Genomic DNA, 11,677 nt, shown 5'->3' with positions numbered 1-11,677 from the left:
GGGCGGCTGGCCGCTCACCATGTTCCTGACGCCCGACGGCAAGCCGTTCTGGGGCGGAACCTATTTTCCGCGCGAGGCGCGTTACGGGCGGCCGGGCTTCATCCAGGTGCTGGAAGCGGTCGACAAGGCTTGGCGGGAAAAGCAGCAGAGCCTCGCCGAAGGCGCCGACGGGCTGACCGCCCATGTCGAATCCCGGCTTGCCGGGACAAACGGCAAGGCGGTGCTCGACCGCGATACGCTCGCCGATCTCGCCGGCCGCATCGACGGCATGATCGACCACGATCTCGGCGGCTTGAAGGGCGCGCCCAAATTCCCGAATGCGCCCTTTATGCATACGCTTTGGCTGTCCTGGCTGCGCGACGGCCAGGTGGACCACCGCGATGCCGTGCTCACCAGTCTCGAAAAGATGCTTGCCGGCGGCATCTACGATCATGTCGGCGGCGGTCTCAGCCGCTATTCCACCGACGCCGAATGGCTGGTGCCGCATTTCGAAAAAATGCTCTATGACAATGCCCAGCTCATCCGCCTGTGCAACTGGGCCTATGCCGCCACCGGAAAAGACTTGTTCCGGCTGCGAATCGAAGAGACCGTCGCCTGGCTGCTGCGCGAGATGCGTGTCGAAGGCGGCGCCTTCGCCGCCAGCCTCGACGCCGACAGCGACGGCGAGGAGGGGCTCTTTTACACGTGGAGCCGCGACGAGATCGAGGCCGCGCTGGGCGACGACGCCCCGACTTTCTTTCAGTATTTCGAGCTGGCCGCACCGCATGGCTGGGAAGGCAAGCCGATCGTCCGCCAAAGCGAAATGCAGCAAAGCAAAGGCATTGCCGACTCCGCCAATCTTGCGCCTTTGAAAGCGAAGCTGCTGGCTTTCCGCGAACAGCGGGTCAGGCCGGGCCGCGACGGCAAGGTGCTCACCGACTGGAACGGTCTGATGATCGCAGCACTCGCCGAAGCCGGCCGCTCCCTTGGCAGGCGCGACTGGATCGATGCCGCGGCAAAAGCCTTCACCCATATTGTCGAGGCCAGCCAGGACGACCGGCTGCCGCATTCCATGCTCGGCGCGAAGAAGCTTTTCCCGGCACTGTCTAGCGATTACGCAGCCATGACCAACGCCGCGATTGCACTCTTCGAGGCGACCAGCGATCCAACCTATTCGGACCGCGCCAGGCTGTTCATCGGCGAACTCGATCGCTGGCACCTGGATGCGGAAAAGACCGGCTACTGGCTGACGGCTTCGGACAGCGGCGACGTCCCGATCCGCATCCGCGGCGATGTCGACGAAGCAATTCCCTCGGCCACCAGCCAGATCATCGAAGCGCTGGTTCGGTTGTCTTCGCTCACCGGCGACTTCGAACTCTGGGGAAGGGCCTGGGCGACCGCCGAGCACGCCATGGGCCGCGCATCCCAACAGGCTTACGGCCAGGCCGGCATCGTCAATGCCTGTGCCCTGGCGCTCGAGCCGCTGAAGCTTGTCATCATAGATGAGCCAGGGTCTTCAACCCTTGTTCCGGTTCCGAATCGGAATCCCGACCCGCGCCGGGTCGACATCGTCGTGCCGATCGGTACGGAAGCGAATCGCCCGCTCCTGCCGGGCGGCGTGCTGCCGCCGACGGAGAAGCCAGGCGGCTGGTTCTGCAGCGGGCAGATGTGCCTGCCGGTGGTGACGGATGCGCAGGAGTTGGAGAAGTTGCTGAGGCGATAGCGCCCTTCTCCTTCTCCCCTTGTGGGGTGAGAGGCGGTCCGCGCAGCGGACGAAAAGCCAATTGATTGGCTTTTCGAGCTTCGAACGCCCTGAGCCTGCGAAGGGCCGGGCGGTGGATCGGCGCGCAGCGCCGAGACAGATGAGGGGTGTTCCAGCTGAGTGAGACGCTGGCGGATTCCGACTGGATAAGCGGCTGCGTCAAGCTGGAGCACCCCTCATCCGGCCGCTTCGCGGCCACCTCTCCCACAAGGGGAGAAGGGGGACCGCAGTCCCCAATCACGTATTCATCGAATCGAAGAAGTCCGCGTTGGTCTTGGTCTGCTTGAGCTTGTCGATCAGGAACTCGATCGCGTCGGTCGTGCCCATCGGCGCTAGGATGCGGCGCAGCACGAAGATCTTCTGCAGGTCCGATCGCGGCACCAGCAGGTCTTCCTTGCGGGTACCAGACTTGAGGATGTCGATCGCCGGATAGATGCGCTTGTCGGCCACCTTGCGGTCGAGCTGGATTTCGCAGTTGCCGGTGCCCTTGAACTCTTCGAAGATGACTTCGTCCATGCGGCTGCCGGTGTCGATCAGCGCGGTGGCGATAATGGTCAGCGAACCGCCTTCTTCGATATTGCGGGCCGCACCAAAGAAACGCTTCGGGCGTTGCAGCGCGTTGGCGTCGACACCGCCGGTTAGCACCTTGCCGGATGACGGCACGACCGTGTTGTAGGCGCGGCCGAGGCGGGTGATCGAATCGAGCAGGATGACGACGTCGCGACCATGCTCAACCAGGCGCTTGGCCTTCTCGATCACCATTTCGGCGACCTGCACGTGACGCGCGGCTGGCTCGTCGAAGGTCGAGGAGATGACCTCGCCCTTCACCGAGCGTTGCATGTCGGTCACTTCTTCAGGACGCTCGTCGATCAAAAGCACGATCAGGTAGCATTCCGGATGATTGGCGGTGATCGAATGCGCGATGTTCTGCAACAGCACCGTCTTACCGGTGCGCGGCTGCGCGTTGATCAGCGCGCGCTGGCCCTTGCCGATCGGCGCCACCAGGTCAATCACGCGCGGCGAGATGTCCTTGGTGGGGGGAGTGTCGACCTCCATCTTCAGCCGCGAGGTCGGGTAGAGCGGCGTCAGATTGTCGAAGTGTATCTTGTGCCGGATTTTTTCCGGATCGTCGAAATTGATGGTGTTGACCTTGAGCAGCGCGAAATAGCGCTCGCCCTCTTTCGGGCTGCGGATCGGTCCTTCGACCGTGTCGCCGGTCTTGAGCGAGAAGCGCCGGATCTGCGACGGCGAGATATAGATGTCGTCGGGGCCGGGCAGGTAGTTTGCGTTGGCCGAGCGCAGGAAGCCGAAGCCGTCCTGCAGCACCTCCACCACGCCATCACCGATGATCTCGATGTCCTGCGCGGCGAGCTTCTTCAGGATCGCGAACATCAGCTCCTGCTTGCGCATGACGCTGGCGTTCTCCACCTCGAGCGTTTCGGCGTAAGCGATCAGCTCCGGCGGCTTCTTGTTCTTGAACTCTGCGAGTTTCATTTCTTGCATTAGATAGACTCTGGGTAGGCTTTGGGGAGAAAAATCGGCTGAATACGACAAATGCCGGGCGCGGCCGAAAGCGAGTAAAGGGGGCGGCGCATGACGGGAAGGAAGACCCGTCTTTTATCGTCGGTCGCCCGAAAGAGCAAGCCGCCTTTTGCTGGGCTTCTTCTGGTTTTGGGGGGAGCCTAGAACGGCTTCACGACGACCAGGATGACGATGACGATCATCAGCAATGTGGGGATCTCGTTGACGATCCGCCAGTGCCTGGCCGGCTTTTCGTTCTTGTCCTCGGCGAATTTCCTGACCGCGCCGGCGAGATAGCCATGCAGACCCGACAGGATGAGCACCAGCGCGATCTTGGTGTGCAGCCAGCCGCCCTGGAAGCCGAAGCCTTTCCAGGCCAGCCAAAGGCCGAACACCCAGGTCACGATCATCGCCGGATTGATGATCCCCCTGAGCAGACGGCGCTCCATCACCTTGAAGGTCTCGGACTGCACCGAGCCTTTTTCGGCATCGACATGATAGACGAACAGCCGCGGCAGATAGAGCATGCCCGCCATCCAGGCGATCACCGCGATCACATGAATGGCCTTCGCCCAGAGATAGAAGCCGTCGCCAGCCACCAAATAGAGAAGGGCCGTCGCCGCCACGAGAACGACAATGCCGATCACCATGCGCTTCATCGCCTGGCCGGTGGTGTTCTCGTTGCTCACATTGCTCATCGGTGGCTCCTCACCATTTTCACCATCGCTTCGACATGGGCGACCGGCGTTTCCGGCGTGATGCCATGGCCGAGATTGAAGATCAGCGGCCCGCCGCCCAGTGTCCTCAGGATCGACTCGACGCCATCGGCCAGCGCCTTGCCGCCGGCGACCAGCCGCAGCGGATCGAGATTGCCCTGCACCGCGCCTTCGCGCTGCAGCTCCTTCGCCATGGACAAAGGCACGGTCCAGTCGAGGCCGAGACCGGCAATGCCGGTCTTCTTCCTGTAGTCGCGATAGCGTTCGCCGGCGCCCTTCGGAAAACCGATCACCGGCACGTCGGGATGAACCGCCTCCACCTGCCGCACGATCTCGGCCACCGGCTCGACGCAGAAAGCCTCGAAGGAGGGCTCGTCCAGCACGCCCGACCAGGAATCGAAAATCTGCACCGCATCGGCGCCGGCTTCGATCTGGCGGATGAGATAGGCAGCCGAATGATCGGCCAGTGTCTTCAAGAGCCTCGCGAAGGCCTCGGGCTCGCGATAGGCGAACAGCCGCGCCGGGCCCTGGTCGGGCGTCCCATGCCCGGCGATCATATAGGTCGCCACCGTCCATGGCGCGCCGCAGAAGCCGAGCAGCGTCGTCTCGTTGGGCAATTTCGCGCGCAGCCGGCGCACGGTCTCGTAGACCGGCTCAAGATTCACGTGAAACACATCGCCGTTCAGCGCCGCAATCTCGGCCGCCGAGATCGGCTTCAGGACCGGCCCGCGGCCTTCCTCGAAACGAACATCCCTTCCCAAGGCGTTGGGCACAACGAGAATGTCGGAGAACAGGATCGAGGCGTCGAAGCCGAAGCGTTCGATCGGCTGCAGCGTCACCTCGACGGCAAGGTCCGGATCATAGCAGAGATCGAGGAAGGATCCGGCCCGTTTCCTGGTCTTGCGATACTCCGGAAGATAGCGGCCTGCCTGGCGCATCATCCAGAGCGGCGGCGGTGAAACCGTCTCGCCCTTGAGGACGTCGAGCACGATCCGTTTCCCAGCCATCCAGCGCCCGCCTCTCTCTACAGCGCCGCGCGTCCTAAGACGCGCAAAGGACCCTGTAGCACTTTCATCTAGCGCATGATCCTTTCCGAACCTCCGGTTCGGGGTCATGCGCGGTCTCTTAAATCAAATATCTATTTTAAAAGAGTCTTCTGATTCTAAGAGTCTGTTGGTTGTGATGATTGCGACCTGTCCAGCCTGCGGCTCGAAAAGGCCAGTCAGCATATTGTCGCGTACTTGTTTTCGCAAACTGGAGGGATCTGGGGACAAGGACGATTCAGGCTTTCGAGTCAAACGCTTGGCCGGTCCGCTCCGATGTTCGGGTTGTGGATGAAATCGGCCCGGAAAAGTTGATCCCCAGTTTTGTCCCCAGCGCCGCGACAAAGCCTACAGCTGGTCGAATTGTGGACAAGCGGCCATCTGATACAGTCGCTTCCCTACCCAAAGGCCCGCACATCCGGCCTTGTCCACAATTGCCCACAGCCTGGACCCATCCCTTGTGAACAAACCTCAGAGCTTCTTCCATCTGCACCTGATCTCCGACGCCACCGGCGAGACGCTGCTGGCCGCTGGCCGCGCTGCGTCCGCGCAGTACAAGGACGCGCGCGCCATCGAACATATCTATCCGCTGATCCGAACCGAGAAGCAGGTCGCCAAGGTCTTCGATGACATCGAGGAGGAGCCCGGCATCATCCTCTACACCGTGGTCGATCAGAAGCTCGCGCGCTCGATCGACGAGCGCTGCGCGGCCATGGGCCTGCCTTGCGTCTCGGTGCTGGAGCCGGTGCTCGCCGTCTTCCAATCCTATCTCGGCACGCCGGCCGGTCGCCGCGTCGGCGCCCAGCACGTGCTCGACGCCGAATATTTTCGCCGCATCGACGCGTTGAACTTCACCATGGAGCATGATGACGGCCAGCTGCCGGCCAATATGGACGATGCCGATATCGTGCTGATCGGCATCTCGCGCACCTCGAAGACGCCGACCTCGATCTATCTCGCCAATCGCGGCATCAAGACAGCCAACATCCCGATCGTGCTCGGCGTGCCGCTGCCCGAGAGCCTGATCTCCGCCAAGACGCCGCTGATCGTCGGGCTGATCGCGACGGCCGAGCGTATCTCGCATGTGAGGCAGAACCGCATCCTCGGCAACAGCGCCGCCTTCGTGCCGACCGACTATGTCGATCGCGCCGCCATCAACGAGGAGCTCGCGTATGCGCGTCAGCTCTGCACGAAGCATGGCTGGCCGATGATCGATGTCAGCCGCCGCTCCATCGAGGAAACGGCGGCGGCAATCGTTGCCCTGCGGGGCAAGACGCGGTAACGGAGATTGGCCGAGACGCCGGCTGCTTCGTCATCCTAGGGCGGAGCAAGGAGCGCAGCGACGCGGCGTAGACCCTAGGATCCATGCCATGACGTCGAAGTATTGCAACGGTGTAGAATTCTGCTCCGCTGCGCCCCTCGGCTGAGGTTACGGCATGGATCTTAGGGTCTTCGCAACGGAGCTTCGCTCCTGCTTCGCCCTAGGATGACGAAGTTCGTAGGGCCTTGGCCATTCTCCAAAGTTTGTGCTGGACCGCCGGACAAACGATGGGTCAACAGCGTCAGGGAACTAGTGCATGTCCGAAAAGATCATCCTCGCCTCCGGCAGCCCGTTCCGAAAGACCATGCTCGTCAATGCCGGCCTCGACATCGAGGCGGTGCCGGCAAATGTCGACGAGCGCGCCCTCGAGGCTCCGCTGAAAGACAGCGGCGTCTCGCCGGAAGACGTCGCCTCGATCCTGGCCGAGGCCAAGGCGACTGAGGTCAGTGAGCGGAGGCCCGGCTCCCTGGTGCTCGGCTGTGACCAGACGCTGTCGCTGGGCGACGAGGTCTTTCACAAGCCGGCCGACATGGAAGGCGCTCGCCGCCACCTGCTCGCGCTCTCGGGCAAGACGCATCAGCTGAACAGCGCGGCCGTGCTTTGCCGCGACGGCGAAGTGCTGTGGCGTCATGTCGGCATTGCCAACCTCACCATGCGCAAGCTCGACCCCGCCTTCATCGGCCGGCATCTGGCGCGCGTCGGCGCCAAGGCCCTGGGGAGCGTCGGCGCCTATCAGGTGGAGGGCGAAGGCATCCAGCTGTTCGAGAAGATCGAGGGTGACTATTTCACCATCGTCGGCCTGCCGTTGCTGCCGGTCCTGAAGGAGCTGCGCGCGCTGGGAGCCATCGATGGCTGAGAAAAAGGCCTTCGTTACCGGACATCCGATCGCCCATTCGCGCTCGCCGAAGATCCACGGCTATTGGCTCAATAAATACGGCATCGACGGCAGCTACCAGGCGATCGACGTCGCGCCGGCGGATTTCACCGATTTCCTCAAATCTCTCGGCGAGAACAGCTACCGCGGCGGCAATGTCACCATTCCGCACAAGGAAGCCGCCTTCGCCGGCGTCGCGCGCCGCGACCGTGCGGCCGATGAAATCGGCGCGGTCAACACGCTGTGGTTCGAGGACGACGTTCTCTGGGGCGGCAATACGGACGGCTACGGCTTTGCCGCCAATCTTGACCAGTATGCGCCTGGATGGGCAGTCAATGGGCCGGCCGTGGTACTGGGCGCCGGCGGCGCCTCCCGCGCCGTCATCCACGCGCTGAAAGAGCGTGGCATCAAGGACATCCGCATCGTCAATCGGACGCTGGCGAGAGCCGAGGAACTCAGCCGCCAATTTGGCCCTGGCGTCTCGGCGCATGGGGCAGTCGGCGAGTTGCTTGCCGATGCCGGCCTGCTCGTCAACACCACGGCGCTCGGCATGCATGGCAACGAAACCCTCGCCGCCGATCCGGCCGGCTTGCCGGACCACGCCATCGTCACCGACATCGTCTATGTGCCGTTGGAAACGCCTTTGCTTGCCGCCGCCAGGGCGCGGCGGTTGAAGACGGTCGACGGGCTCGGCATGCTGCTGCACCAGGCAGTGCCCGGCTTCGAACGCTGGTTCGGCCGCAAACCCGAAGTTACGCCCGAATTGCGGCGCATGATCGTCGCCGACATCGAGGGCCATTGATGATCGTGCTCGGCCTCACCGGATCGATCGGCATGGGCAAGTCAGCGACGGCGAAGATGTTCGCCGCGGCCGGCGTGCCAGTGCATGATTCGGACGAGACGGTGCATCGCCTCTATGCCGGCAAGGCAGCGCCTTTGGTCGAGGCGGCCTTCCCGGGCACGACCGAGGCAGGCGTGGTCGACCGCGTGAAGCTGGCGAGCCAAGTGCTCGGCGATCCCGCCACGCTGAAGAAGCTCGAGTCGATCATCCACCCGCTGGTGCGCGCCGATGCCGATGCGTTTCTGGCGAGGCATCGCGCCGCCGGCGCGCCGCTCGCCGTGCTCGACATCCCGCTTCTGTTCGAGACCGGCGGCCGCAACCGCATCGACAAGGTCGTGGTCGTCACCGCTTCGCCCGAGATCCAGCGTGAACGCGTGCTGGCGAGGCCTGGCATGAGCGAGGAGAAGTTTTTGTCGATCCTCGCCAAGCAGGTGCCCGATGCCGAGAAACGCCGCCAGGCCGACTTCATCATCGACACCGGAAATGGCTTCGAGGCGGCGCGGAGGGCGGTTGACGCCGTCATCGGCGAATTGACGGGGGATAAGTCCGGCCGGGATGGTTCCTGACGTCCGCTGACGGCAGTCCCCATTGCCATTTTGTTCTGGTTTGTGATTCTGCTCCTTGGAGCGGATTGATTCGAAATGCGTGAGATCATCTTCGATACGGAAACCACCGGCCTCGATTTGCGCGAAGACCGCATCATCGAGCTCGGCGGCGTCGAGCTGGTCAACCGTTTCCCGACCGGCCGCACCTTCCACAAATTCATCAACCCGCAGGGCCGCGCCATCCACGCCGAGGCCCAGGCCGTGCACGGCATCAGCGCCGCTGACCTGGTCGGCAAGCCGACCTTCGCCGAAATCGTCGATGAGTGGCTGGCCTTCACCGACGGCGCCAAGCTGATCGCCCACAACGCCACCTTCGACCTCGGCTTCCTCAACCTCGAATACAGCCGGCTCGACCATCCGGCCATCGATCCCGGCCGCATCATCGACACCCTCGCTTTGGCGCGCCGCAAGCATCCGATGGGCCCGAACTCGCTCGATGCGCTCTGCCGCCGCTACGGCATCGACAACACGCGCCGCACCAAGCACGGCGCGCTGCTCGACTCCGAATTGCTGGCCGAGGTCTATATCGAGCTCATCGGCGGCAAGCAGGCGGCGCTGGTGCTGGAAACCGTGTCTATGCAGATGAACGGCGCCGGCGAGGTGGCCGATATCGACATCTCCATCGGCGCGCGGCCCATTGCCCTGCCGCCGCGCTTGAACGAAGCGGACCGCGCCGCGCATGCCGGGCTGGTTTCGACGCTCGGCGAAAAGGCGCTGTGGCTGAAAGTGGCGGTGGGCTGAGCGGGCGCTTGTGGCGCTGATCCGCGCGATTGGCCGAATCCCTCCGTGACGTGGTCATACTCGGGCTTGACCCGAGTATCCATGCCGTGACCGCCGCCGTAGGGTGCAACGGTGCAGAATTCTATAACCGTGGCAACGCCTTAGCGTCACGGCATGGATTCTAGGGTCTGCGCGCGTCGCTTCGCTCCTTGCTCCGCCCTAGAATGACGACCGTCCGGAGGTTTTCGCCAATCTCCGGCATCTCCAACAAAAAAGCCCGGCACGAAGCCGGGCTCTTCAATCGCCAAAGCGAATCTTCTCAGCTCACCTGGACCTTGCTAGCGGCCTGGTCCTCGGCGATGCGCTGCTGGAACATCTGGGCGAAATCGATCGGGTCGAGCATCAGCGGCGGAAAGCCGCCATTGCGGGTGGCGTCGGAGATGATCTGGCGGGCGAAGGGGAACAGGAGCCGCGGGCATTCGATGAACAGGATCGGCAGCATGTGCTCCTGCGGGAAGCCCGAGATGGCGAAGACGCCGCCATAGACCAGCTCGACATTGAACAGCACTTCCTGGTCGAAGGAGGCCTTGGCGTTCAAGGTCAGGTTGACGTCGAACTGCTTGTCCGAAAGCGGATTGGCGTTGACGTTGACGTTGATGGCGATGCCTGGGGCCTTGTCGCGGCCGCGCAGCGAGTTCGGCGCGCCGGGGCTTTCGAAGGAAAGATCCTTCACATACTGGGCAAGCACATTGAGCGAGGGCTGGTTCTGGGTGCCGTTGCCGTTGGCGGCGCCGGTCGCCGCGTCATCGTTGCTGGCCATGAGCCTTTAAGTCCTTCTGCCTGGGCAGCATTGCTGACCGGATTGAAATCGCGGGTTCGCTACCATGGCCCGCCGGACAAAACAAGTTTTGCCGCTTTATCGGGCAAAGGCCCTGGGACTAATCGTTTTTCAGCCGCCGCCACGGCGAATTGTGGTCCGGACGGTTCGGATAATCGTCGCGCGAATAGTCGCTGTCGTCCAGATCGATGACGGTCTCGCGCCGGCGCGCCGAAAAGCCGCTCGAGAAGCTGGTCGCCATGACGATGCGGCTCTTGAGCAGGCGCCAGGCGAAGTCGCGCACCGGCGGCAGCAGCAGGAGAATGGCGAAGATATCGGTGATGAAGCCAGGGATGATCAAAAGGATCGCCGCCAGCACGATCATCGCGCCATGGACGAGCTGCCGGCTGGGATCATGCCCGGCATCCATCTCGGCCCGCACCCGCGTCATGACGCCGAAACCCTGGTGCCTGAGCAGCAGGCTGCCGGCGACGCTGGACAGGATGACCAGCCCGACCGTCGCCAAGGCGCCGATCTCGCGGCCGACGACCACGAAGCCGGCGATCTCCAGCAGCGGCAGCAGGAGCAGGAACAGCGGGATGAAGGAAATGCGCAAAGTCTCGACCGATCGCTTTCTTCTTTTGGGCGCTCGCGGACAATCGCCGCTGGCCTTGGCGCCTTTAGATAGGTATGGCTGCCTTTGATTTGAATGATTGCGCCTGCCGTTCTATATGCTTTGAGTGTTGAACGCTATGCGACCGCGGTCCCCGAGGGGGGTCACGCCGGTCGGGCAAGAACAGGGTTCGAGTTGGCGGAAAATATGGGTTTCTTCGACTTCGGCACGATTTTCTTTCTGATTGCGGCGGTTGTGATCTTTTTCCAGCTGCGCAACGTGCTCGGACGTCGCACCGGCAACGAGCGCCCGCCCTTCGATCCCTATTCGGCGAGCCGCACGCGCGAGGCCGATGCGGCGCAGAAGCCGGAAAATGTCGTGTCGCTGCCACGCAAGCGCGCACCGGGCGAATCCTCAGCCGAGACCTATGCCGCGATCGACGCCTTCGCCAAGCCGGACACCGATCTCAACAAAGGCCTGCGCACGATCAAGGACAACGATCCGTCCTTCGAACCCAAAACCTTCGTCGACGGCGCCAAGATGGCCTATGAGATGATCGTCATGGCCTATGCCGACGGCGACCGTAAGACGCTGAAGAATCTCCTGTCGCGCGAAGTCTATGACGGGTTCGTCGCCGCCATCGGCGAGCGCGAGGCGAAGTCAGAGAAGATCCAGTCCTCCTTCGTCGGCATCGACAAAGCCGACATCGTCGCCGCGGAGATGAAGGGCTCCGAAGCGCATATCACGCTGCGCGTCGTTTCCGAGCTGATCTCGGCGACCCGCGACAAGGCCGGCGCCGTCATCGACGGCGATCCGGAAACGGTGGCCGAGGTCAAGGATGTCTGGACCTTCGCCCGCGACACAC

Annotated in this window: 12 protein-coding genes; 7 read left to right on the top strand and 5 right to left on the bottom strand. The window is 63.1% G+C overall.

Features of this window, described 5'->3' with window-relative positions; translation table 11 throughout:
• Nucleotides 1-1,702, top strand: a 1,702-nt coding sequence (locus EOA27_RS06715; protein ID WP_145970276.1) for a thioredoxin domain-containing protein, incomplete at its 5' end; no start/stop codon positions are given.
• A 276-nt stretch (nucleotides 1,703-1,978) separates the two neighbouring features.
• Here EOA27_RS06715 and rho read toward each other — a convergent pair.
• From rho to hemE, 3 genes are all read right to left on the bottom strand, one after another.
• Nucleotides 1,979-3,244, bottom strand: a complete 1,266-nt coding sequence (gene rho / locus EOA27_RS06710) for a transcription termination factor Rho (protein WP_126080354.1) — start codon at nucleotides 3,242-3,244, stop codon at nucleotides 1,979-1,981.
• A gap of 179 nt (nucleotides 3,245-3,423) precedes the next feature.
• Nucleotides 3,424-3,960 (bottom strand): protoporphyrinogen oxidase HemJ, encoded by a 537-nt coding sequence (hemJ, locus tag EOA27_RS06705; protein ID WP_126080353.1) that lies wholly within the window; start codon nucleotides 3,958-3,960, stop codon nucleotides 3,424-3,426.
• The gene (hemE, locus tag EOA27_RS06700; protein WP_126080352.1) at nucleotides 3,957-4,985 is read right to left on the bottom strand and encodes a uroporphyrinogen decarboxylase; all 1,029 of its coding nucleotides are present in this window, start codon (nucleotides 4,983-4,985) and stop codon (nucleotides 3,957-3,959) included. The genes hemJ and hemE overlap by 4 nt, the downstream gene beginning before the upstream one ends.
• A 496-nt stretch (nucleotides 4,986-5,481) precedes the next feature.
• Here hemE and EOA27_RS06695 point away from each other — a divergent pair, with 496 nt between their 5' ends.
• From EOA27_RS06695 to dnaQ, 5 genes are all read left to right on the top strand, one after another.
• Nucleotides 5,482-6,303 (top strand): pyruvate, water dikinase regulatory protein, encoded by an 822-nt coding sequence (locus EOA27_RS06695; RefSeq protein ID WP_126080351.1) that lies wholly within the window; start codon nucleotides 5,482-5,484, stop codon nucleotides 6,301-6,303.
• 295 nt (nucleotides 6,304-6,598) lie between these two features.
• Nucleotides 6,599-7,198, top strand: coding sequence for a Maf-like protein (locus EOA27_RS06690; RefSeq protein ID WP_126080350.1), 600 nt, complete (start codon nucleotides 6,599-6,601; stop codon nucleotides 7,196-7,198).
• A complete protein-coding gene (locus EOA27_RS06685; protein ID WP_126080349.1) occupies nucleotides 7,191-8,018 on the top strand; it encodes a shikimate dehydrogenase in 828 nt (275 codons plus the stop codon). Before EOA27_RS06690 ends, EOA27_RS06685 begins: the two co-directional genes overlap by 8 nt.
• Complete coding sequence (gene coaE, locus EOA27_RS06680; RefSeq protein WP_126080348.1) at nucleotides 8,018-8,623, top strand: dephospho-CoA kinase; 606 nt, start codon at nucleotides 8,018-8,020, stop codon at nucleotides 8,621-8,623. Before EOA27_RS06685 ends, coaE begins: the two co-directional genes overlap by 1 nt.
• A gap of 75 nt (nucleotides 8,624-8,698) precedes the next feature.
• Nucleotides 8,699-9,403 (top strand): DNA polymerase III subunit epsilon, encoded by a 705-nt coding sequence (dnaQ, locus tag EOA27_RS06675; protein WP_126080347.1) that lies wholly within the window; start codon nucleotides 8,699-8,701, stop codon nucleotides 9,401-9,403.
• Between the two features lie 298 nt (nucleotides 9,404-9,701).
• On the opposite strand, the gene secB is transcribed toward dnaQ, so the two are convergent.
• A complete protein-coding gene (gene secB, locus EOA27_RS06670) occupies nucleotides 9,702-10,202 on the bottom strand; it encodes a protein-export chaperone SecB (RefSeq protein ID WP_042645309.1) in 501 nt (166 codons plus the stop codon).
• Between the two features lie 118 nt (nucleotides 10,203-10,320).
• On the bottom strand, nucleotides 10,321-10,815 hold the full coding sequence (locus EOA27_RS06665) for an FxsA family protein (RefSeq protein WP_126080346.1): 495 nt from the start codon (nucleotides 10,813-10,815) through the stop codon (nucleotides 10,321-10,323).
• 204 nt (nucleotides 10,816-11,019) lie between these two features.
• On the opposite strand from EOA27_RS06665, the gene EOA27_RS06660 reads away from it, so the two are divergent.
• Nucleotides 11,020-11,677 (top strand): Tim44/TimA family putative adaptor protein (locus tag EOA27_RS06660; RefSeq protein ID WP_127255788.1); only part of this gene is annotated, 658 nt, incomplete at its 3' end.

The organism is Mesorhizobium sp. M2A.F.Ca.ET.037.01.1.1 (assembly GCF_003998075.1).
Classification (GTDB): Bacteria; Pseudomonadota; Alphaproteobacteria; order Rhizobiales; family Rhizobiaceae; genus Mesorhizobium.
This window is presented reverse-complemented; position numbering and strand designations above follow the sequence as displayed.